Origin of the sequence: Sphaerisporangium aureirubrum (assembly GCF_042658925.1) — a bacterium.
Classification (GTDB): Bacteria; Actinomycetota; Actinomycetes; order Streptosporangiales; family Streptosporangiaceae; genus Sphaerisporangium; species Sphaerisporangium aureirubrum.
Map to the genome: position 1 here is coordinate 30,059 of NZ_JBHSRF010000036.1, position 21,629 is coordinate 51,687.

The following is a 21,629-nucleotide window of genomic DNA, read 5'->3' on the forward strand; positions in this document are numbered from 1 at the left end:
GACAAATGCATGATGTATCGGACAATGCTGTCACAGCGCGTAGCCGAGCCGGTTGCAGCGGCGCCTCGCTGGGTGCCCTGCTGGCGGGCGATACACAGAGTGTGTGATGGTCTTACGATGCGTAAGTATTTGCTGGTAGGAGTGCCCGGCGGTGGTAAGAGCACCCACACCGCCATGCTGACCCGGGACTTCGATCTCGTGCGGATCAGCGCCGGGGACATCCTCCGGTGGCATGTCGGCCACCACACCAAGATCGGCACACGCGTACGGGAGACCATGGCGGCAGGCCGGCTCGTCGATGACTCCCTCGTGGAAGGGATCATGCGTGAGCGCCTGGAGCAGCACGATTGGAACCACGGCTTCGTCCTCGACGGATTCCCGCGGAACCAGCGGCAGGCGGAGTTCTTCCTCGAGCGCTACGACGTCGACGCCGTCATCTGCCTCGACGTGCCCGACGCGCAGGCTCGCGACCGTGCGCTGTCCAGACGGATGTGCGGCGATTGCGGCCTCGACTACAACCTCATCGGGGGTCGGCCCCGGCGCGAGGGCGTCTGCGACTCCTGCGGCGGCCCTCTCGAGGCGCGGGAGGACGACACCCCGGAAGCGCTCACCGCCCGGATCGATGACCACCGGGAGAGCATCGCCGCCCTGCTGGACCGGCTCCGGCGCAAGGCTCCGCTCTTCGTCGTCGACGCGAGCCGCGATCCGGACACCGTCCAGGAGGAGATCCGTACGCTCCTTGGGCTCCCCTCACAGCAAGGCGGGCATAAAGCCTAATCGGGCGTATTCAGGGGAAGATCAACTCGGTCTTGAGGGTGGACCACAGGTTTTCGGCCAGGGCGTTGTCGAAGCTGTCCCCGACCGAGCCGGTCGAGGGGGCGACGCCGGCGTCAGCAAGCCGCCGGGTGAAGCGAATCGCGGTGTACTGCTTGGGCTCAACCGGTCGTCGCAACACTGCTGCTTATCAGCAAGTTTAGATGCTCGGTGAAGGCTTCGGCCGGTGTCTTCCACCCGAGGGTCTTTCGAGGCCTGGTGTTGAGCGCGAACGCCACGGCTGCCAGCTCTTCGGCACTCCATCGCGACAGGTCGGTGCCTTTGGGGAAGTACTGGCGCAACAGTCCGTTGATGCTTCTATGTCAAGCTGCGGGCTGGTGGTGTGATTTGGTGTTGCCAGGATGCTCGGTCGGTGGTCATTGCTCGGTGGATGACGTCGATGAGGTGGCGTTGGAGGATGCGGCGGGCGCCGCGTTTGCCTTTGGCGGGTTCATGGCGGGCTAGGAGTTCCTGGGCGGCGGGGTGGAAGCGTTTCTGGACGATGGCCGCGGTGTAGAGAACGCTGTTGAGGCGGCGGTTGCCGCCTCGGTGGAGGCGGTGGCGTTGTTGGTCTGAGGAGTAGACGGGGATGGGGGCGCAGCCGGTGTAGCGGGCGAGCTTGGCTGAGGTGGGGAAGCGGGTGATGTCGCCGATCTCGGCGATGAGGACCGCGGCGGAGGTGTGGCTGATGCCGGTGATCTCCAGGAGGGCCGGGGCCAGCGGAATGACGATTTCCTTGATCGTGGTGTCGAGGTCGTGCACACGCTGGTTGAGCTCGGAAAGCTCAGTGGTCATGTCCAAAAGGACCCTGCGGACGTGGGCGCCTATGTGGGCGGCGGTCAGCAGCAAGGCCAGGGCGTTGGTGCCTTTGGGCCGGGCCAGATCGCCCGGGGTGTGGTTGAGCCAGAGGTGGAGCTGGGCTTTGAGCTGGTTGATCAGCGTGGTGCGGCGTTTGATGAGGTCGGTGCGGTAGTCAACCAGTACACGCAGTTCGCGGACGTGTTCGTCGATGCGGTGCCGAGCCAGTTCAGGGGTAGCGATGGCAGCGCGGGCGGCTGCGGCGGCGTCGGCGGGATCGGACTTGGCGCCCGTGGCGGCGTGAAGTCTGCGGTGGGCAGCGGTCAGCCGGGTGGGAACCCAGACCACTTCGTGGCCTGCGAGCAGGAGCCCGTCGGCCAGGCGGCGGGCGAATCCGCGGCCATCCTCGATGGCCCAGACGACAGGCGTACTGTCAATGATCGTCCGGGCCCAGCCGAGCAGCGCGGTGATCAGCCAAGCGTCGTTCTTCACCGTGAACGGCTTGCCGATCTGCCGGCCGTCAGGTCCGACGGCCACCGCGACGTGGACGTGCTTGTGCGGGTCGATCCCCACTGTCACCATCGAGAAATCCTGTCCTCTGCTGGAGCGGATGACGAACAGAGGCAAGGGCCCTGGCCAGGGGACAGACCTATTGCGAGTTGACGGCTCAGCAGGCTTCTATCAAGTCACTCCCGGCCAGGGCTCTTGCCCTGCGGGCGACTGTGGACAGATCAACGGAAAGCCTTCCGGCACGTGTTCTCCGAGTCACCCAGCCGCCCAGCACCGAGCCTCTCCCGTCGAAGAAGCCCCGCGCGACCCAGATTGCCCAATAGGTGTTCTCGTTGCTGCCTCGCTGCCAGGGGCTGTGCGGGTCGGCGAAATAGACCCGCACGCCTGTGTCGATGCGCAGCTGCGCGTGCTGGGCCAGTTCTGTCCCCCGGTCCCAGGTCAGCGAGCGGAGTAGCTGTCCGGGCAACCCGGTGGTCTCCTTGGTGATCGCGTCCCGCACGGCTTGGGCGCCGCGGCCGGCCAGCGCCGGACCGTTCTTGACACGCTCCTGAACGCCGTAGCCCTCCATCGGGGGCAGGTGCAACAGCAGGGTGAACCGGGTCGTGCGCTCCACCAGAGTGCCGATCGCTGAGCGGCCGGTGCCGATGATGTAGGGGTCGGACCGGGGCGCGGTTCCGGGATCTCTCCCGGACCGTCTCCCCGGCCCGCCCTCCGCACCGGACAAGCGCGTCTCCGCGCATCCGGCGCTCCACGGGTTCCCGTGTCATCTGGCGGCTGTTGCCTCCAGGATGCTCATCCATGGTGTCGGGATGTTGTTCGCGCGCCATCGGTAACGAGTGACCTCGACCTGCAGGGTGTCGAACATGACGATCCCGTTCTCCGCCGGTCGGTTGCCTGGCCTGCCGGTCAGGAAGCGCCGGTAGAGCTCCTTCCAGGTGATCCCGAGGTGTCGTTTGCGCAGCCATGCCGCAACCCGCCGCCATGCGTAGGCGTCGAGGTAGTGGAAGGTCGCTTTGGAGACCCCATGCCGGAAGTAGGCGCACCATCCCCGCAGCACCGGGTTGAGCTGGCGCAGCAGGGCTTCGAGCGTCAGATGTCGTGATCTGTTGGTAAGCGCCCGCACCTTCGCCACGATCGAAAGCAGTGCCTTCTTCGACGGGTAGGTGTAGACGGTCTTCTTCGTGGTTCCCTTCTTGGTGCGTCGCTGGATATGGAAGCCCAGGAAGTCGAACCCCTCGTCCAAGTGGACCACGCGGGTCTTGGACTCCGACAATCGCAGCCCCAGCGGGGCAAGCACGTCGGAGACCTCCTCCCAGAGCGCGTCCGCGTGAGCCTTGGAACCGCATACCATGATCGCGAAATCGTCCGCGTAACGGATGATCCGGTAATAGGCCCCGCCGGTCTTGCGGTGCTTCTCTCGCTGCCACCGGGTGCCGTGATCGTCCTTGGCGCAGAAATGCTCATCCAACGCCGATAGAGCGATGTTGGCCAGCAGCGGCGAGGCGATGCCTCCTTGCGGCGTGCCCGATGCCGTCCCCTCGATCTGTCCCGCCTCGGACATAATGCCCGCTTTGAGAAAGGACTTGATCAGGGCCAGAACTCGCCTGTCTCCGATGCGCCTCCGCACCCGGTCGAGGATCGCCGAGTGTGACAGTTCATCGAAGCACGCCGCGATGTCGGCCTCGAACACCCAGTGGTAGTTCCGGGTGCCGAAGGCGTGGATCTCGGCGATCGCGTCCTGGGCCCGTCGCTTCGGGCGAAAGCCGTAGGAGACCGGCTTGAAGTCCGCCTCGAAGATCGGTTCCAGCACCAGCACAAGAGCTGCCTGCACGAGCCTGTCCATCGCGGACGGGATGCCCAGACGCCTGAACTTCCCCGGAGAACCAGCCTTGGGAATCATGCGTTCCCTGGCCGGCAGCGGGGTGAACGTGCGGGCTTTGAGCTGCTCGCACGTGTCGTTCAGTAACGCCGTGACCTCGGCCTCGCCGCCGATGGCGGCCGGGATCACCCGGTCCACCCCCGGCGACCGTGCGCCCTTGTTGCCGCTCACCCGCTCCCACGCGACCGCGAGGAAGTCCGGGTGATGAATGAGGTTGTACAGATCATCGAACCGACGACCAGGATCGTTGGTCGCCCACAGGTGCAGCTTGGCCTGCATCCGTCGTACCCGTCGCTCCGCCCAGTACGGGTCGGGCCACGGTTCACCGGTATTCACCAGCGTCTCCGTCCCTTGCAGCGTCTCGCGTGCGTGAACCCGCTGGCCCCCTTCGCCATGTGCTCGGGCTTTCCCCGGCTCGGACTACTACGGGTCCTCCGCCCCACCCCGCAGTCGTCGGCGGACAACGCGCCAACCCGCTGCCTCCGGCCTGGATGGCCGGGCCCAGACGGGAACCGGGGAATGGTTCCCACGTTCACCATGAACCGATCGTCGGGTGAGGTGGCCAGCTATACCCCTGCGATTTCGCCACGGCTACGCCGCAGACCTTCACCGTGGCCTCCCGACCGGCGACCTCAATACCGGCCCAGGAGTTCCCCGCCCCGTGATGAAGGGACGGGTGCGCACCGCGATCCAGCCCAGATCCACCGGATTTTGAGCTGGCGGGAAACTTAAGGGGCGTGACAGCGCTGGTTTCTCTCGTCCACCTTCCCGTCTCGCTTGCCGGACCCGGGCCATCCGGTAGTACTGGCCCGTCCCGTCGTTGTCGGGGCTGCTTGCCAGCCTCACCGGCGTTCCCCGGATCAGCCTGCCCCCAGCTTCGCTACGCTGCTACGACAGCACAGCGGCGGAGTCCTTTCACCTCCGCTCGGTTGCATGGCGCCTCGTGGCGCTCGAGATCACCTTCCCAGTGGCCCGGGACCGCGCGGTCGTCGGCCTCGGCCGGCCTCTCACCGATCAGCACTTCAGGCGTCACGTGGCCACCGTTCTTGCGCCGGGTGCGTGCGCGCGGGACCCGCAGGGCCCGCCCGGTACGCAGGCAGGCGACCAGCTCCCGCTTGAGCGCTCCTCGCCCCTGGACGAACAGGGCCTGATAGATGGCCTCAGGTGAGATCCGCATGGCGTCATCCTCGGGAAAGTCGACCTTCAGCCGATGAGCGATCTGTTCAGGGCTCCACGACCTCGCCCAGCGACGGTCCTGCCGCCCGGGGCTTGTTGCGCCCCTTCCAGGGCGCCGTCCGTGGTCCCGTCGCCGGCGTGCCGTCCAGGTGGCGGACCCCTCCAGCCAGCCGCTCCTGCACATACTCACGCAGCTGCTGGCTGGCCGCCAGTTTGGCGGTCTTCGGCCGGCGGGCCCGGCGCTCGGCATGCCATTGCGCGACCGTCGCCCGGTATTCCACGTCATACGTCCGCGTCGAGGCGTTGCGCCGCAGCTCTCGGGAGATCGTCGACGGCGACCGTCCCAGGCGCCGGGCGATCTCACGCACGCCGGCCTTCCGGGCACGCCACAACGCGATCTCCTCCCGTTCGGCGAACGACAAATAGCGGCCCGACACGGTCGGGGCAATGCCTGGATTCACCCCGCCAGCCTGGCGAAACCAGCGCGTCCCGACCGCTGGCGACACACCGATCCCCGCTGCGGCGTCCTCCGACGTCAACCCTCGAGCGATCGCTTACCAGAACCGGACACGGTCCTGTCGCCAGGCGACCGTCGGCCGCCCCGGAGACGGGACCTGACCGCGATACAACCGGACAGCCTGCTGCTTCTTGCCCAGGCCCATAATGCACAACACCTCCAGGGACGGAGTGTTGCGACGACCAGTTGAATCCGCCCAATACACCAGTTTCCGCTACGCCACCCGTCTGGCGGATCTGGGAGTGATGGCGTCGGTGGGGTCGGTGGCCGATTCCTATGACAACGCCATGGCCGAGGCACTCAACGGCACGTTCAAGGCCGAGCTGATCCACCGGCAAACCTGGCGGACCCGTGACCAGGTGGAATACGCCATCGTCGAGTGGATCGGCTGGTACAACCACCGCCGCCTGCACTCAGCCATCGGCAACGTGCCACCTGCCGAATACGAGGCAAACTACTACCGCTCGGCCAACACACCAGCGCCGACCGGCGCCAGGTAAACCGGACTTCACGTAACCCGGGGCACCTCAGGGTGTAGCAGCAGTAGAAGCATGGGTGAGAACTGCGAGTCCGGATACTTCAGTGGATGGGCTCAGTGAAGCGCCTCGGTCGGTGAGACTCTGGCGGCTCGCCAGGCGGGGTATCCGCCCGCGACGGTTCCGATGAACATGGCGGCGGCTAGGCCGGTGCCGGCTGCCCAGAGCGGGATCATTACCGGCCAGCCCTTGTTGAGTGCGTATGCCGAGCTCAATGCCGCGCCGAAAAGGACGCCGCTCAACCCGCCGGCAGCCGAGAGGGCCAGCGACTCGGCCAGGAACTGCAGCCGGATGTGGCGCCGGGTGGCCCCTAGCGAACGGCGTAGCCCGATCTCCGATCGCCTTTCGAGCACCGACACGATCATGGTGTTGGCCACTCCGACACCGCCGACGAGCAGCGCCACCGCTCCCAGGCTGAGCAGCAGGCCCGTGAGCGTGTCGCCGGCGGCGCGCTTGGCGATCAGCGCGTCCGAAGGCCGGGAGACCTGGACCTCGTCGGGTGTCTCCGGGTCGGCCGTGCCGGCCAGGACCGCGCGCACACTTTCGACCGCGTCGTCATGAGTGCGCGTGTACACGGTCGTCGGGTGACCGTCGAAGCGGAGCAGACGCTCGGCGACGTCCCAGCCGATGAGGGCGGCCGAGTCGAGTTCGGGCGCCAGCGCGGTGGGAGTCAGGATGCCGGCGACCGTGAACCAGTGGCCGCCCAGCCACACCCGCTCGCCGGGGGCCGCCACGTTCAGCCGTACCGCGGCCGACGAGCCGAGCACGGTGACCGGGAAGCGCGCGGTCGCGGCGTCGAGGAACACACCTCGGGCGAGGGTGGCGCGCAGCGTGTCCGGTAGATCGGGGTGGGCGGCCAGGACCGCGAGGCTGCCGTTCTCGATCGACGGGATCAGGTCGCTGCGGAACACCGATGCCGTCACCGTGCCGGTCGCGGTCACCGCGGTCACCGCGGGGATCCCCGCGATCATTGAGGGCGCCTCCACAGGTAGGTGGGTGGGACTGCCGTCCACCGACGGCCCGGGGGCGACGGTCAGCAGGTTGGTGCCGAGGACGGCGAGCAGCCGGTTCAGGTTCTCGGTGCTGGAGGCGGTCACCCCGACGACGCAGACCATGGCCGCGATGCCGATCGCGATGCCGATCGCGGCGAGCGTCATCCGTCCCGGGCGGGCACGCAACCCCGCGGCGCCCGTGCGCAGTACATCACGGGGCAGCAAACGCGATCTCATACGACCACTCGCCCATCACGTAGCTCGATCCGGCGGTCCAACGCGGCGGCGACGTCGCGGTCGTGCGTGATGACCACGACGGTGGGGCACAGGCCGCGCAGCAGCCGCAGCACATTCGCCCCGGAGGCCGAGTCGAGGTTGCCGGTGGGTTCGTCGGCCAGCAGCACCTCGGGGTCGCCGACTACCGCGCGGGCGACCGCGACTCGCTGGCGTTCGCCGCCGGACAGTTCGTGCGGCCGGTGGGCGAGCCGGTCGCCGAGACCGACTCGGCGCAGCGCCTCGGCGGCTCGTTCCCTCCTGGTCCCGGCGGGTACGCCCCGGTAGAGCAGTCCGTCGGCCACGAGGTCCACCGCCCGTACGCCGGAGGTCAGGTGGAAGCGCTGGAACACGAAGCCGATCACGTGGCCGCGCAGCGCCGACAGCGTCGCGTCCGGTAGGCCGCGCAGCGGGTGGCCGGCCAGGCTGACCGCGCCGGAGGTGGGGATGTCGAGTGCGCCCATAAGGTGCAGCAGCGTGGACTTGCCCGAGCCGGAGGGGCCGACCACGGCGACCTGTTCGCCCGGCTCGACGCGGAGGCTGACCCTGTCGAGCGCGACCACGCCGGGGTACTCCTTGCGCACATCCTCGAAGACGATCACGAGGGGACTCCGACCAGGGTGCCTTCGGTCACGCCGCGCACCTCGACCCGGCCGTCGGCGAACAGGCCTAGCTCGACCGGCACCTCGCGCCCCGCCACCCGGACCGCGTAGCCGCCGCCGGGCCGGGCGAGCAGCGCGGTCACCGGGACCGTGAGCACGTTCTCGGCGCTCGCGCCACGCAGTCCGACGACGACCGGAGCCTGGTCGAGCCGCCCGAGGGCCTTCTGGTCCCGGATCGCGACGGTGACCGCGATCGTCGCAGGCCCGCCCTGCTGGGCCACGCTCGCCACCCGTCCGACTCTGGTCACCCGGCCCCGTACTATCCGGCCGGCGGGCAGCGTGATCTCGGCCGCCGAGCCGCGCACGGCGAGTTCCTGCAGCGCCACGTCGAGGGCGACCGTCACGACCCGCGTGGTCCCCGAGTACGACAACACCGGCCCGGACGACGGATCGCCGAGATGCGCGCTCACCACCGCCACCCGGACGGTTCCACGGGCGACCACGACGCTCGAAGGCTCCACGACACCGGTGCGCGGCAGGTGCAGCTTCCGCTGCCAGACGCGCACCGCGGCCGAGGTGGCCGGGGTGAAGCGGCCGTCGACGGTGAAGCCGCGATACCCGAGCGCCCACAGGTTGCGCTCGACCAGGCGCACGTCGCGGCCGGACAAGCCAGTGCGGAGCGTCCGGTACAACGGCAGCGAACCGTAGAACAGCGGGACCGGGCGGTCGTCGGCCCGGAAGACGGCCCGACCCCGGCGTAGCACGGTGGCGGTGGCGGGCAGCCAGGTGATCGTGCCCTGGCCGGCGCCCGGCACCGGGATCGGTGGGCCGTAGCCCAGGACGCCGTTGACCGGCTCGATTCTGGTCAGCGTCTGGCGGAGCACCGGCTCGACGGCCTGCCGCACGACCGGCGGGGCAGTGGTCTCGCCCCCGAACCCGGCGGCCGCCGCGGTTATCGCGCCCGCGCACGCCAGCGCTCCGGCGCCCAGCACGAGAGCGCGTCTCACCCTTTCTTCCCCGTTTCCTCGGGCAGCCGATCGCGGCAGGCGGCGAGCGCGGCCTTGTAGGCCGGGTCGGCGTTGAGCTGCGCGCGGGTCATTTGCTGCATCCGGCCGAGGATGCGCATGTTGCCGTCGGGCAGCGGATCGGACATCTGGATCCGGTGCGCGCGCATGCACTGGGCGAACGCGCGCAGCTTGGCCATGTCCTCGGCGGGGGGCCGCGCCTGGCGCGCGGCCTCACCGCCGGGCAGCAGCGGACGGCACTTCTCGGCCGCGGCCCGCGCGTCGGCGGGCAGGTGGTTCACGTCGATCGGTTCGGGCAGCGGATGGCCCTGGCGGCGCATGCACGCGGCGTACGCGGCCATCGACCCGGCGCTCGGCGGCGGCGACGGTGTAGCGGTCGAGGGCGCACCGCACGCGGTGGCGGCCACCAGTAGAAGTAACACGATCCGTCTCATGGGGCCAAGAACTAGCGAAACGGTGGTGATACGGCCGCTACCGCCGATGTCGGGCTGATGTCATGTGCTTCGCGCACAATGTGACGCATGCGTGTCTTGGTGGTCGAGGACCATGAGGTACTCGCGGCCCGGCTGGCGGAAGGGCTGCGCGACGCCGGCCTGGCCGTCGACGTGGTCGGCGACGGCGCGGCGGCGCTCGAAGCCGCGGACGGCGCGGCGTACGACGTGATCGTGCTGGACCGGGACCTGCCCGTGGTGCACGGCGACCGTGTGTGCCGCACACTCGCCGGGCACGGGCCGCGCATCCTCATGCTGACCGCCGCCGCCTCGGTCGACGACCGCGTGGACGGCCTGGAACTCGGCGCGGACGACTACCTCGGTAAGCCGTTCGCCTTCCACGAGCTGGTCGCACGCGTCAGGACGCTGGGCAGGCGCGCACCGTCGGCCCCGCCCGTGGTGCGCGTGGGCGATCTGACCGTCGATCGCGCCCGTCACCGGGCCGCCCGCGGCCAGCGCGCGCTGTCGCTGACGCGCAAGGAGTTCGGCGTGCTGGAGATGTTGGCGGCCGCGGAAGGCGCCGTCGTCAGCGCCGAGGATCTGCTCGAACACGTCTGGGACGCGCACGCCGACCCGTTCAGCAACATCGTGTCGGTCACGATGGCCCGGCTGCGCCGCAAGCTCGGCTCGCCGCCGGTGATCGAGACCGTCGTGGGCCGGGGTTACCGGCTGTGAACAGCGTCCGGGCCCGGCTGACCCTGCTGTACGTCGTGCTGTTCACCGTCTGCGGCACTGTCGTGGTCACCATCACGTACGGCCTGGTCGCCGGGCTGCCCTCATCGCCGGCGGAGGTCGGCGTCCGCCCGGCCGGGAACCAGGACGACTTCCAGGCCAGGTGCCAGGACCCGCAGTACACCGCCGACCCGGCCTTCAGGCTCAGCTGTGACCGGCTCTACCAGGAGGGCCTGGCCGCCGGAGCGCAGAACCAGCGGCAGCTCACACTGGACAATCTGCTCCAGTACTCGACGCTGACGCTGCTGGCCACGATCGTGCTGTCGGCCGCCGCCGGATGGCTGGTGGCCGGCCGTGCGCTGCGCCCGGTCGAGGCCGCGCACGCGGCGCAGCGCCGGTTCGTCGCCAACGCCGCGCACGAACTGCGCACCCCGCTGACCGTGATGCGCACGGCCGTTGACGTCGTGCTGGCCAAACCCGTGCCCACGAATGCCGAGCTGACCGGCATGGGGAACGAGGTGGCCACAGCCGTGCACCAAGCGGAGGGGCTGATCGACGGGTTGCTGACGCTGGCTCGCACGGAACGGCCGCCGACGCACGAGGAGGTGGACCTGGCGACGATCGCCGAGGACGTGATCGACGCCACCGGGCAGGCCGTCCACGCGCACCTGGAGGCCGCCCCCACACTGGGCGACCCCGTCACCCTCGAACGTCTGGTCGCGAATCTCGTCGAGAACGCCATCCGGCACAACGTCCCCGGTGGCGAGGTCTGGGTGAAGACCGGCCACCTGGAAGGGCGCGCCGTACTCATGGTCGACAACACCGGCCCCATGATCGATCCAAAAGCGGTGCCCGGGCTTTTCGAGCCGTTCCGCCGACTGGCCGAGCGCACCGGCGTCGCGGGGCATGGCCTCGGCCTGGCGATCGTCGCCCAGATCGTCACCGCCCACAACGGCACCGTCCTCGCTCTGGCACGACAAGGGGGCGGCCTGACCGTCACCGTGAGCCTGCCGGGCTAGTACTCCAGCGAGCACCGGCAGGAGTGAGGCGATGCCGCTCTGGTACGCGTAGATGACGGCGTGGATGCGGTCGCGCAGCCCGAGCTTGGCCAGGATGCGACTGACGCGGGTCTTGACGGTGCCTTCGGAGATCACCAGCCGGTCAGCGATTTCCTGGTTGGACAAGCCCATGGCGATGAGTTCGAGTACGTCGCGCTCGCGGGCGGTGAGTGCGCCGAGCGGCGCGGTGCCGGTGACGCGGGGGCCGGCGGCGACGAAGTGCTGAATGAGCCGGCGGGTGACGGTCGGCGCGGCGACGTTGTGTCCGCCGGCGACAGCGCGGACGGCTTGGAGCAGTTCGTCGGCGAGGGTGTCCTTGAGCAGGAATCCGGCGGCGCAAGGCTATGACCTGGCCGGATGGCATTAACGGCAGGCGCAGACCCGCAGGAGGTCGGCCGGTGGATGGCCGAGACCCGCGCCGAGCGCATGAAGGCGGAGGGGCGCATGCGGGCGATCAGGAAGAAGCACGAACTCACGGAGAAGGAGATCAAAGAGATGATCCCGCAGATGACCGAGATGGTCCGGCTGCTGGGCGAGGCGGACCCGGCGGATAGAAACGATCTCTACACGCAGATGGGCCTGCGCCTCGTTTACGACCCTTCAGAGAGAGTCGTTCACGTCGAGGCCAGGCCCAGCATGTACCAGAGTGCGTGTCCGAGGTCGGAGCCGAACCAATTGCACATGCCTTTACCCTCACCCGGCAGTTCCTGCTCGAGCATAGGTAGCGCCTCACGGCTTGCCGTCGATCGCGACACCCCTGCTCGAGGGAGGCAGGGTCAGCGAGACCGGTTGGCTCGCCTGAGTGTGGGAACTGGACGCTGAGGACGCGGGCGTAGGTGGCGACCAGGTGGGGGAGTTGGCTTGCTTGTTCCACAACTCGTGATCTTGGTTTCGAGGTCGTGAACGGCGGAGGTGGTGAGGCGGCGATTCGCGCTGGTTTCGGCTTTGCTGAGTTCGACGGCCAGTCCTTCGACGCGGAGCTTGGCGGCCAGGGGGTGATGTCCATAGCTTCTGAGGCCTTCGCGAGAGTTCTTATCGTCGCGGATGAAGTTCCGGTGTCGCTCAAGGCTTGAAGGAAGCTGACGGTCTCGGGGGCGGGGAATCCGACGCTCCCCCGTCGCAGACCAAGGCCGCTGGCAAGGTGCTGTCCGGCTACCGGAGCGCCTGGCCGTGACCAAGGACCCCGCCGCCCGGCCGCGCAAGGCCGACGCCGCCGTCCCGGTGCGCGCGGTGCGCGACCTACTAGCCGCACTCGCCGAGGCCGGGCGCACCGTCGGCCCGCTGCTGGTGCGCATCGACAAGCACGGCCGCCTCAACCCGCCGCTCACCCGGGCCGGGCGCCCCATCGGCGACCCAGACGGCCGTATGACCGCCGAGGCCGTCGCCGACAGCGTCACGCGCATTGCCGCAGCCGCCGCGCTGTAGGGCCGGCTATAGCTTGCGGCACGGGTTCGCCACCGCCGCCCGCCGCGAAGGCAAGACGCTGGAGCGCATCGGCCGCCACGGCGGATGGGCCGACGGTTCCCGGGCCCTGCTGGGTTACCTGGAAGAGGGCGACCGCTGGACCGACAACCCCGTCACCGGGCCGTAGAGGTGAGCGGCTCCCACGAGGCGCTGGCCGATATCGCGGCCGCCGCCCGCGCGGCCTACGCCGGCGGAGCGCACCTGCGGGTGCGCTCCTCGGGCATCGTGCACCAGGTCGCCATGACCCGCTGGCTGGGCGGGCACCTCATGCCGGTCCGGCGTGCATGGTGGGCGTCAGCGGGTGGGACCCCGGCGCCGCCCACCCCGACCAGCCCCGCCGACGTCGTCGACCGGCCCGAGGTGGCCACCATCGGCACCACCCCAGCCCGCACCGTCACCGAACAGACCGCCCTGGTCGGCGGCGCCGAGTACATCGCCATCCGATATCCGGTCGACGACGCCGCCGCCGTCGTGGCGACGAGCACGCGTCGTGGGCTGGCCTGGCCGTCAGGGGCGCTGCTGGTCAGCGTCGCGCTTCGTCGGCTGTGGCGCAGAGTTCTCCACGAAGCGCGGACGGCAAGCGAACCAGCCGGCGATCACCCCTGGGATGGCAGTCACAGCGAGCACAAGGAGCGGGATCGACCATGATCCGGTCGCTTCGCGCAGAACGCCCAATCCGATCGGGCCGAAGCACGCCAGCCCGTAGCCGATGCCTTGAACGAAGCCCGACACGGCAGAGGCTGTCTGCGGGCTCTTGGTTCGACGGTTGATGAGGGTCATGCAGAGCGGGAAGGTGCTCACCCCGATTCCCAGCGCGCACATCCACATCAGAGTGCCGTCAAGCGGGGACAGGAGCAGGCCCAGATATCCCGCTACCAGGAAGATCGCGCACCCGACGACCACGATGAACGGGTTCATCATGCGCGTGGCCAGGTGCGGAACCACCAAGGCCGCGAGCATGCCCCATGCCGAGTAGAGCGCGACCATGGAGCCGCCCAGTGCCGCGCCGCCTCCTGCGTCGCTGAGCACTGCCGGGACCCAGGTGATGATCCCGTAGTTGGACAGCGACAGCATCGCGAAGAGGATCACCAGGCCCCAGACGGTTGATGATCGGCTGATCCTCGGGCCCGCATCGGTCGCCGTCACGGCCGCGGGCGCGTGGTGATCGGCGGGCAGCCTGACTGCCAGGATGAGCCAGACCACACCGGCCACAGCAGCCGGTCCCGCCCAGATACCTACTGAGAGCCGCCACGTCGCCGCTTCCGCTACCGGGACCGCGAGGAGCGGGGCGATGAACTGACCCGCCTGCAGGAGGATCAGGTAAAGCGAGGTCCCCAGGGCCAGTCGATCCGCGAACCAGACCTTCACCAACGGGACGATGACGACGTTCGCGGCTCCAATCCCGGCCAGGGCCAGCACGGTCGAAAGCACCAGCAACGAGGGCCTTGGAGACAAGGCGCGCATCAGGAGCGATAGAGCCGTCAGGCCCAGCGCCACAGTGGCCGTGCGCTCGAGTCCGAACTTCCTCGTCACCGCTGGGGCGAGAAACCCGAAGATGCCGAAGGACGCCGCCGGCACAGTGCCGAGCAGGCCGGACAGCGTCACCCCGAAGCCGAGATCGGATCCGATGATCTCCAGGAGCGGGGTGAACCCGGTCACGGCCGTTCGCAGGTTGACCGCTGTCAAGGCGATGGCGAGCCAGGCCCACAAGATCAGCCGCCCACGGTGCAAGGGAACGAGCGATGAGGAGAGCGATGTCACGTTATACTCCGGTGCAAGGTCAGCAGATGATGGGATTATGGGATGAGTTCCGGAGAGTCTGGCACGCGACAGCCGATGCGTCGAGTGGGACTCATCGACCAGGCTGCCGAGCACTTCCGCGAGGAGGTGGTATCTGGACGGTGGCCGGTCGGCGAGCGGATACCGACCGAGGCCGCACTGGTGTCGGAGTTCGGGATAGGCCGGAACACGGTGCGCGAGGCGCTGCAGTCGCTGGTGCACGCAGGCCTACTGCGCCGTGAGCAAGGCCGCGGTACCTTCGTCATCTCCAGCTCTGAGCTGACAGGCACTCTTGAGCGTCAGCTCGCCGGTGGCACCCGTCGCCACTACCTGGAACTACGCCTTGCCCTTGACAGCGCTGCAGCGTCACTGGCCGCGTTGAACCGGTCAGATGCCGACGTCGAGCTGCTGCGCGAGCTGCGCGACCGTCGAGAAGCGAGCTGGTCGACCGATGATCTCGACCTGCGAGCGAGCGCGGACCTCGCCCTGCACCGCGCGATCGTGGCAGCGACGCACAACCCTCTCTACGTCAAGCTGTACTCCAGCATGCTCGACATCTTCGCTGCCCACATGCGCGACGAGAAGGGCGAGGACGACGACGCGGCACACCGCTACCACCACGAGCTGGTCGAGGCGATCGCGGACGGGGACGCCGACCGTGCTGCCACGAAGGTGGTTTCCATCTTCAAACCCTTCATGCGCTGAACCGCGCAATCGCCTCCCCGCTCGGGCGAGGCGGCGCCGCACACGCCCGGCGGAAGGACCGCTCGCGGCCGGACTCCTGGCCCGGCCTGAAGGGCTGAAGCAGTCGAGAACTTCCCCGAGGTCACCGACGGTTCACCCGGAGGAGGCGGTGGGGCGGCTGAGGACGGGGGTGAGGGCCAGGCCGGTGAGGGAGAGGACTACGAGGAGCAGGACGGTTTCGTGGAACGCGTCGCCGTGCGGGGCTCTGGCCTCGTAGAAGGCGGCGATCCCGGCGATGCCGAGGGAGCCTCCGACGCGCTGGGCGACGTTGAACACCGTGGTGCCGTCGGCCATGTCCTCCTTGGTCAGGCTGTTCATCATGCCCATGATGATGGGCTGCAGGGTGAGCCCGAGCGCCACGCCGCGTCCGGCCAGCAGCGCGGCGAGCAGCCAGGGCGGGGTGGTGGCGGTGACCAGAAGCAGCAGCCCGGTGACCGCGGCGAGCAGCAGCATCCCGCAGGCGACGGTGGTGCGCAGGCCACGGGCGGCGGCGAGCTTCTCCCCCAGTCCCGTGCACACACCCATGGCGATGCCCTGGGGCAGCAGGACCAGCCCGGCGGCCACTGGGGACAGGCCCTGCTCCTGCAGCAGGAAGACCGGGATCAGGAACATCACGGCGAACAGCACGATTGAGGCCACCACCGAGACCAGCACGGCGACGCGGCTCCCGAGTGTCGACAGCAGGCCGAGGGCGAGGGCGGGGTGGCTGGTACGGCGGGCGTGCAGGACGTACCCGCCGAGCAGCGCGAGACCGGCCACCGCAGGCGCCCAGCCCCAGCGGGTGCCGCTGGTGATGAGCGAGGCGCCGTAGATGGCCGCCGTGGCGCCGAGGGCCAGCAGCACCAGCCCGACCAGGTCGAGCGGTCCGCGGTCGGCGTCGGTGCGGGGTGGGTCGGCGGGGAGCCGGCTCACGCCGAGCAGGCCGAACGCCACGAGCGGCACGTTGATCAGGAAGATGAGCCGCCATCCGCCCGCTGCGACGAGCAGCCCGCCGATGGTGGGGCCGAGCGCGGGGGCGAGGAAGAACAGCAGGCCGGCCACCATCGGGGGACGTGCCCCCCGTTCACGCTCGCCGCCGAACAGCAGGGTCAGCGCGAGGGGGATGAGCGGGGCGCTGGCGAACCCCTGCACCGCGCGCAGGGCTATCAACGCCTCAATCCCGGGCGCGAGCCCGCAGGCGGCCGAGGACAGCGCGAAGGCGGCGAGCGCGATCATGTACAGCCGCCGGTTGCCGATCCGGCGGGCGAGCCACGCGGTGGCGGGAAGGCAGACGCCGATGCCTAGCAGGTACGCGCTGACGATCCAGCCGACGGTGGCGAGCGGCGCGTTCAGCTCCTGACCGATCTCCGACACCGCGACGTTGACCGCGTTGGAGTCGACCATGGACGCGATGGGCCCGCACACCAGCCCGGCCATCACCAGCGGACCCGTCGGTCGCCGGTCGACCACGCGGGGCTCTTGTTGCAGCACTTCAGACATGCGTCAACGGCTCCTCACAGACGCGCGGCGAGTGGAACCGGACGGAGGCGCCCCCGGTGCGGAAGTCTCTTCGAGGAGTTCAGGCATAGGTCGGGGCCTCCTCACGGTCGTGCAGCAGGCCGAACTGGACGAATCTGTCCCGTACGGTGAAGCGGCGCACGCCGAGACCGGACATGTTGTAGGTGATGATTGTCTGGAGCCGGTGGTTGTCCTGGTTGCGGCGCAGCATGTGCCGGCCGACGACGCGTATGCGCCAGGAGGTGTCGGTGAAGAGCATCGCCAGGTTGTGGCTGAGCCGGGAGACGTAGTCGATGGCCGGCCGCCGGATCGCGTCGTAGCGGCCGAGCGCGGCGTCCACCGACTCCTGCGTGAGTTCCCCGGCGTCGGTGAGGTTCTCGGCGAGGGTCCAGGCGTCGGCGATGGCGGCGTTCATGCCCTGCCCGGCCATGGGGTGGACGCAGTGGGCGGCGTCGCCGGTCAGCGCGAAGCCCGGCGTCACCCAGCGGGCGGCGTTGTACCGGTAGGCCGCCACCACCTGGGCGTCGTGCACGCTCGCACGCAGCGGCTCCGCCACCTCGGCGAGCGCGGGGACCCGGCGGAGCATGTCGTCGGTCCAGGCGGCCAGCTCGGGCCGGCGTACCCCTCCGGCGGGCACCTGAGCGTACAGCCGGGCACGGCCGGCGGGCATGGGGAACAGCAGGCGCAGCCCGTCCCGGGTCAGATGCGCGGCGATGTCCGGGCCGAGCCCGGGGTCGGCGAGGTCGTAGCCGACGAGCTGATGCCCGTACGGCGTGCGTCGCACCTCGATGCCGGCCTGGGTGCGCAGCCGGGACCCCGACCCGTCGCAGGCCACGACGAGCGCGGCGGTGACCTCCTCGCGCTCCCGGCCCGCCACGACAGTGACCCCGCGGACCCGCCCGGAGCGGTAGCGGAGCAGTTTGTCGGCGCGCGCACCGTACCGTACCTCGGCGTCGAGTCCGGCGGTCACCGTGCCCTTGATGGCGGCGTAGGTGTGCACCAGGCAGTACCGGTACGGGTCCTCGAGGCCCCGATAGTCCAGCGCGCCGATCTCCTCGCCCTTCTCGGTACGGCAGCTCAGCCGCTCGGCGGTCAGGGCGCCCGCAGCGCGCAGCCCGTCGAGGGCGCCCAGCGTGCCGAGGATGTGCAGGGACCGGGGCTGGAGGAGCTCGCCCTTGTGCACCTGCGGCACGTGCCGTTGTTTCTCCAGCACCAGCACGCGGCGTCCCTGCCGCCCGAGGGCGCGGGCGAGGGTCAGGCCGCCGATGCCCCCGCCGCAGACGATGACGTCGTAGTCCGGCATCGGTCGCTCACTCCTTCGTGGCCGCCCGGTAGCGGCCCAGTGCCTGCAGCGCGTAGCCGTCGGCGATGTGGTCGCACCAGTAGGTGAGCCCGAGGAAGTACACCCCGAGGCGGGTGGCGTCCCACAGGCCGTCGGCTCGCTGGTGGTCGAGGAGCCACCGCACGCCCTTGCCGGTGGCGGGGTGGTCGGCGTGCCCGGCGCTGACCAGGCCGAGGACGGCCCACGCGGTCTCCTCGGCCGAGGACGGCTGCGATCCGCCGTCGCCCCAGCCGCCGTCGCTCCGCTGGTGGCCGAGCAGCCAGGTCAGGGCGCGGGTGGCGGTTGGCGTGCCGCCGAGGCCCAGCCGGCCGAGCGCGTCCAGGACGCGGGCGGTACCGGCGGTGCTGTCGCGGAACCAGATGCAGGGGTACGATCCGTCGGCCCGCTGCGCCTTGTCGAACCAGCGAACGGCGCGCGCCAGCGGCGCCGCGAAGTCGTCACCGAGGCCGTGGGCCGGCGGTGGGCTTGCGGCGGCGTGCAGCGCGAGGACGGCGTGGGAGGTCATGACCGAGCACGGCGCGTCCATGCTGACCTTGGCGTTCCTGGCGAAGCACCCCCAGGAGCCGTCGCTGTTCTGCATGGTGAGCAGCCAGGCCGTACCGCGCCGCAGGCTGGAGTCGTCGGCACCGGCGCCGAGCGCGGCCAGCGACGCCACCGCGCAGGAGGTGTCGTCGGTGTCCGGCCAGCCCGAGGGCAGGGACCAGCCCCAGCCGCCGGCCGGGCAACCGGTGGGTGCGAACGGGCGGCTGCGCTGGCTCGCCCTGATCCACTCGCCGGTGCGCCGAAGCCGCGGGTCGTCGCCGAAGCCGGCGTCGACCAGTCCGTGGGTGAGGTACATGCTGACCGAGAACTCGATGTCGCGGTCGACGGGCCAGGCTCCGTCGGGTCGGACGGTGCGGCGCAGGTAGCGCAGGTAGTCGGCGACGATGCCGGGGGCGGCGCCCGCACGGGCGAGGCCCAGGCAGACGACCGACGCCATCAGCGCAGACTCCTCGACGGCGCCGTCTGGGCCCTCGTGGTCGTGCAGGTCCTCCAGGTAGTCCAGCGCGCGAGGCTCGGCGAGCCGGTTGACGGCACGGCGCAGCGGCCCGGAGCGCTGGGTGCGCGACTGCATGACGCCCCAGGACATCAGGCCGGGCACGGTGAAGGACAGTTTCTTCCGCAGCCAGGACGAGGCCAGGGCCAGCTCGAACGGCATGCGACCCACCCGCTCGGCCGGGTACAAGCCGGCCAGTGCCAGGTACTGCTCGCAGACGGCCTTGAGCGTGCACCGACGCCGGTCGGCGACCGCGTCCCATCCGCCGAACCCTTCGATCCGGGCCAGCCCGGCGGCCACCGCCTCCTCGCTCGCCGCCGCGTCGGTGAGGCGGAGGGCGGCGACGGCGATGGCAGTGGCGTTGAGGCTCGCGGGCGCCTCGGGGGTGTCGCCCCAGCCGCCGTCGTCGAGCTGATGCCGGCGCAGCCAGGAAGCGCCGGCCGCCACGAGTTCGCGGGAGGTGTCCGGGTCGACCACTCGCAGGGCGATGATCACGGACCCGGTGGAGACGGCCGAGGAGGAGAGGAACCCCTCCCACGACCCGTCCGGACGCTGCCGCGCGAACAGGCCCTCGGCGGCCTTGGCGATGCCCGCGTCGACCGACAGGGTCGTCGTCACGGCGCGGGCTCCGCGACACGCGCCTGGCTCGTCTCCACCCCGCAGGAGGACTCCGGCGCCGCACCGCCGAGGGCTGGGGACGATGCCGCCGCGCCGTTCTCCATGACCAGCTCCACCGCGCACGTCGAGCCGGACGTCCCCTGCTGGGCGGCCTGCGCGGCCTCGGTGCTCGCCTCGACCGCGCACTCCGACGGCGGGCCGGCGCGCAGGCGGGTCTTCTTGTAGCTGTTGAACAGCGAGCGCATGAACAGCAGCTTCGGCATGGAGGGCGCCTTGCGGATGTCCAGGCGGCCGCTGACGATGGCCTCGCGCCCGCCCAGCTCGCCGCTGGTGAGGCGGTGCAGGGTGAGCGGCTCGGTCCTGATCACGATGTCCGCCTGGTCGTACGGGACCGCGCCGGCCGCGACCTCGCGCAGGTCGCGCCGCACCCGCATGACGTACGGCTCGACCGCGCCGTCCGGGCCCAGGAACTCGTACAGCACGCTGAGCGACCCGCGGGCCAGCCGGTCGGCGATCGTGGTGTTGCTGCCGCTCGCGGCGAGCATCTCGCGCAGCTCGGCCACGGCCTCTTGCACGGTCATGGTGTCTCGCATCGTCAGCTCCTCGCCGGTGTGGTGGTGACCGCGCGGGCCTTGTAGGACGCCAGGGAGAGCCCGTCCACGGGGAAGAAGGGCTGGTCGGCGGCGGGTAGGGGTTTGGCCGCCGCCGCGGCCGGGAGGTCGGGCAGCTCGGCGAGCATCTCGGCGGCGGGCCGCACATAGGTGGGGTCGGGCACGTCGACCTGGCCGGTGTGGATGATCGAGCGTGCCAGGCAGCCCATGTCCTCGCCGCGCGCCTTGCGCAGGAGCGGGGCCTGCCAGATGTCGGTGATGCTCTGCTCGCGCAGGCTGCCGATCTTCGCGTGGACGAAGGGGCAGGAGAACACGTCGCCGTTGGGCTGCACGCTGACCATGAACCGGCCGACCTTGCAGCCGGCGCTCTGCTCGAAGCCCACCGCGTGCCCGGCGTGGTGCAGGTCGTCGTCGGGTGCGCGCAGTTCGATGCCCTGGGGACAGGCGAGCCGGGTCTGGGTGGGGACGCTGATGCCGAGCGGCGCGCCGATGTCGCGCAGGCGCTCCAGTGTGCTCATGAAGAGCTGTTTGCCGATGAGGTCGGCCCGCCGGTCCTCGGCGCCGCCCGCGGCGCGGCCGACCATGAAGATCGGCAGCAGGATGAGTTCCTCGACGCCCTCGTCGATAGCCCAGCGGAACAGGTCGGGGATCGCGGGGTAGCTGTCCTCGCTGACGACGATGCGGATGCTGGTGCGCAGGCCGCGCTTGATGGCGTGCCTGATCGTGCCTCGGGCGCCGGCCAGCGAGCCCTTGACGCCGCGGACGGCGTCGTGGACGGCCTCGTCCTTGCTGTCGATGGAGACGCCGATCATCTCCAGGCCGCCGTCGACCAGCCGGTCGACCTTCTCAGGCCGGACGTTGAGCCCGTTGGTGAGCAGGGCGGTGTAAATGCCGAGGTCGGTGGAGTAGTCGACGAGCTGGTAGATGTCCTTCCTGGTCAGCGGCTCTCCGCCGAGGAAGGTCACGAACATCACGCCGCTGTCGGCGAAGTCGTCGAGCACGGCCTTGGCCTGGTTGGTGTCCAGCTCGTCGGGGTCGCGCTTGCGGGCGTCCGCGAAGCAGTAGTAGCACTTCAGGTTGCAGGCCCGGGTCACGATCCACCAGGCGGAGGGCGGAGCGGTCAGCTCGCCCGACTTGGCGGTCTGCATATAGTCCTTGAGCCAGCTCATACCGGTTTGCGTGGTTTGCATGGCGCC

The 21,629-nt window shown here is 69.9% G+C and carries 21 protein-coding genes and 5 pseudogenes; 9 read left to right on the forward strand and 17 right to left on the reverse strand.

The genetic code is table 11. From position 1 onward, the window contains the following. The first annotated feature begins 117 nt into the window (after positions 1 to 117). Complete coding sequence (locus tag ACFP1K_RS22815; RefSeq protein ID WP_380756619.1) at positions 118 to 777, forward strand: adenylate kinase family protein; 660 nt, start codon at positions 118 to 120, stop codon at positions 775 to 777. A gap of 19 nt (positions 778 to 796) precedes the next feature. Here the strand turns inward: ACFP1K_RS22815 and ACFP1K_RS22820 are convergent. The 6 genes and pseudogenes from ACFP1K_RS22820 to ACFP1K_RS22845 form a co-directional block, all read right to left on the reverse strand. Continuing rightward, a pseudogene (locus ACFP1K_RS22820) lies at positions 797 to 928 on the reverse strand (IS3 family transposase); the annotation flags it as partial. Between the two features lie 7 nt (positions 929 to 935). Continuing rightward, a pseudogene (locus tag ACFP1K_RS22825) lies at positions 936 to 1,136 on the reverse strand (transposase); the annotation flags it as partial. Further along, positions 1,132 to 2,193 (reverse strand): IS110 family transposase, encoded by a 1,062-nt coding sequence (locus ACFP1K_RS22830; protein WP_380756718.1) that lies wholly within the window; start codon positions 2,191 to 2,193, stop codon positions 1,132 to 1,134. The gene ACFP1K_RS22830 and the pseudogene ACFP1K_RS22825, both read right to left, overlap by 5 nt. Before the next feature lie 250 nt (positions 2,194 to 2,443). After that, positions 2,444 to 2,812, reverse strand: a pseudogene (locus ACFP1K_RS22835) (IS30 family transposase); the annotation flags it as partial. 72 nt (positions 2,813 to 2,884) lie between these two features. Then, entirely contained in the window at positions 2,885 to 4,279 is a 1,395-nt protein-coding gene (ltrA, locus tag ACFP1K_RS22840; protein ID WP_380756621.1) for a group II intron reverse transcriptase/maturase, read from the reverse strand. 673 nt (positions 4,280 to 4,952) lie between these two features. Next, positions 4,953 to 5,838 (reverse strand): annotated as a pseudogene (locus ACFP1K_RS22845) (transposase); the annotation flags it as partial. A gap of 28 nt (positions 5,839 to 5,866) precedes the next feature. On the opposite strand from ACFP1K_RS22845, the gene ACFP1K_RS22850 reads away from it, so the two are divergent. After that, on the forward strand, positions 5,867 to 6,193 hold the full coding sequence (locus ACFP1K_RS22850) for a transposase (RefSeq protein ID WP_380756623.1): 327 nt from the start codon (positions 5,867 to 5,869) through the stop codon (positions 6,191 to 6,193). A 92-nt stretch (positions 6,194 to 6,285) separates the two neighbouring features. On the opposite strand, the gene ACFP1K_RS22855 is transcribed toward ACFP1K_RS22850, so the two are convergent. From ACFP1K_RS22855 to ACFP1K_RS22870, 4 genes are read right to left on the reverse strand one after another with little or no spacing between them, the layout of a single operon-like run. Beyond that, on the reverse strand, positions 6,286 to 7,458 hold the full coding sequence (locus ACFP1K_RS22855; RefSeq protein ID WP_380756626.1) for an ABC transporter permease: 1,173 nt from the start codon (positions 7,456 to 7,458) through the stop codon (positions 6,286 to 6,288). Further along, positions 7,455 to 8,096 (reverse strand): ABC transporter ATP-binding protein, encoded by a 642-nt coding sequence (locus tag ACFP1K_RS22860; protein ID WP_380756628.1) that lies wholly within the window; start codon positions 8,094 to 8,096, stop codon positions 7,455 to 7,457. The genes ACFP1K_RS22855 and ACFP1K_RS22860 overlap by 4 nt, the downstream gene beginning before the upstream one ends. Further along, positions 8,093 to 9,103, reverse strand: a complete 1,011-nt coding sequence (locus tag ACFP1K_RS22865) for a peptidoglycan-binding protein (protein ID WP_380756630.1) — start codon at positions 9,101 to 9,103, stop codon at positions 8,093 to 8,095. The genes ACFP1K_RS22860 and ACFP1K_RS22865 overlap by 4 nt, the downstream gene beginning before the upstream one ends. Continuing rightward, positions 9,100 to 9,543, reverse strand: coding sequence for a hypothetical protein (locus tag ACFP1K_RS22870; protein WP_380756632.1), 444 nt, complete (start codon positions 9,541 to 9,543; stop codon positions 9,100 to 9,102). The genes ACFP1K_RS22865 and ACFP1K_RS22870 overlap by 4 nt, the downstream gene beginning before the upstream one ends. 99 nt (positions 9,544 to 9,642) lie before the next feature. Here ACFP1K_RS22870 and ACFP1K_RS22875 point away from each other — a divergent pair, with 99 nt between their 5' ends. Next, positions 9,643 to 10,287, forward strand: a complete 645-nt coding sequence (locus ACFP1K_RS22875) for a response regulator transcription factor (protein ID WP_380756634.1) — start codon at positions 9,643 to 9,645, stop codon at positions 10,285 to 10,287. Further along, a complete protein-coding gene (locus tag ACFP1K_RS22880) occupies positions 10,284 to 11,303 on the forward strand; it encodes a sensor histidine kinase (protein ID WP_380756636.1) in 1,020 nt (339 codons plus the stop codon). Before ACFP1K_RS22875 ends, ACFP1K_RS22880 begins: the two co-directional genes overlap by 4 nt. Positions 11,304 to 11,408: 105 nt before the next feature. Here ACFP1K_RS22880 and ACFP1K_RS22885 read toward each other — a convergent pair. Beyond that, positions 11,409 to 11,474, reverse strand: a pseudogene (locus ACFP1K_RS22885) (LuxR C-terminal-related transcriptional regulator); the annotation flags it as partial. Positions 11,475 to 11,744: 270 nt separating this feature from the next. Here ACFP1K_RS22885 and ACFP1K_RS22890 point away from each other — a divergent pair. From ACFP1K_RS22890 to ACFP1K_RS22905, 4 genes are all read left to right on the forward strand, one after another. Next, complete coding sequence (locus ACFP1K_RS22890) at positions 11,745 to 12,164, forward strand: hypothetical protein (protein WP_380756638.1); 420 nt, start codon at positions 11,745 to 11,747, stop codon at positions 12,162 to 12,164. Between the two features lie 77 nt (positions 12,165 to 12,241). After that, entirely contained in the window at positions 12,242 to 12,415 is a 174-nt protein-coding gene (locus ACFP1K_RS22895) for a hypothetical protein (protein ID WP_380756639.1), read from the forward strand. A gap of 97 nt (positions 12,416 to 12,512) precedes the next feature. Next, positions 12,513 to 12,767, forward strand: a complete 255-nt coding sequence (locus ACFP1K_RS22900) for a hypothetical protein (RefSeq protein WP_380756642.1) — start codon at positions 12,513 to 12,515, stop codon at positions 12,765 to 12,767. Positions 12,768 to 12,780: 13 nt separating this feature from the next. Beyond that, the gene (locus ACFP1K_RS22905) at positions 12,781 to 12,933 is read left to right on the forward strand and encodes a hypothetical protein (protein WP_380756644.1); all 153 of its coding nucleotides are present in this window, start codon (positions 12,781 to 12,783) and stop codon (positions 12,931 to 12,933) included. Positions 12,934 to 13,313: 380 nt separating this feature from the next. Here ACFP1K_RS22905 and ACFP1K_RS22910 read toward each other — a convergent pair whose 3' ends face one another. Continuing rightward, positions 13,314 to 14,567: an MFS transporter gene (locus ACFP1K_RS22910; protein WP_380756646.1), complete on the reverse strand. Its 1,254-nt coding sequence runs from the start codon at positions 14,565 to 14,567 to the stop codon at positions 13,314 to 13,316. 84 nt (positions 14,568 to 14,651) lie between these two features. Between ACFP1K_RS22910 and ACFP1K_RS22915 the strand changes: the two genes are divergently transcribed. Beyond that, positions 14,652 to 15,290 carry a FadR/GntR family transcriptional regulator gene (locus tag ACFP1K_RS22915; RefSeq protein ID WP_380756648.1) on the forward strand — a complete coding sequence of 213 codons (639 nt, stop codon included), beginning with the start codon at positions 14,652 to 14,654 and terminating at the stop codon, positions 15,288 to 15,290. A 132-nt stretch (positions 15,291 to 15,422) separates the two neighbouring features. On the opposite strand, the gene ACFP1K_RS22920 is transcribed toward ACFP1K_RS22915, so the two are convergent. The 5 genes from ACFP1K_RS22920 to ACFP1K_RS22940 all read right to left on the reverse strand — a co-directional run bounded on the left by ACFP1K_RS22920 (position 15,423) and on the right by ACFP1K_RS22940 (position 21,623). Next, positions 15,423 to 16,808, reverse strand: coding sequence for an MFS transporter (locus tag ACFP1K_RS22920; RefSeq protein ID WP_380756650.1), 1,386 nt, complete (start codon positions 16,806 to 16,808; stop codon positions 15,423 to 15,425). A 79-nt stretch (positions 16,809 to 16,887) separates the two neighbouring features. Beyond that, positions 16,888 to 18,129 carry an FAD-dependent oxidoreductase gene (locus tag ACFP1K_RS22925; protein ID WP_380756652.1) on the reverse strand — a complete coding sequence of 414 codons (1,242 nt, stop codon included), beginning with the start codon at positions 18,127 to 18,129 and terminating at the stop codon, positions 16,888 to 16,890. Positions 18,130 to 18,136: 7 nt separating this feature from the next. Then, entirely contained in the window at positions 18,137 to 19,822 is a 1,686-nt protein-coding gene (locus tag ACFP1K_RS22930) for a prenyltransferase/squalene oxidase repeat-containing protein (protein ID WP_380756654.1), read from the reverse strand. Continuing rightward, positions 19,819 to 20,415, reverse strand: coding sequence for a hypothetical protein (locus tag ACFP1K_RS22935; RefSeq protein ID WP_380756656.1), 597 nt, complete (start codon positions 20,413 to 20,415; stop codon positions 19,819 to 19,821). Before ACFP1K_RS22935 ends, ACFP1K_RS22930 begins: the two co-directional genes overlap by 4 nt. Positions 20,416 to 20,417: 2 nt before the next feature. After that, positions 20,418 to 21,623, reverse strand: a complete 1,206-nt coding sequence (locus ACFP1K_RS22940) for a radical SAM/SPASM domain-containing protein (protein WP_380756658.1) — start codon at positions 21,621 to 21,623, stop codon at positions 20,418 to 20,420. Positions 21,624 to 21,629 lie beyond the last annotated feature (6 nt).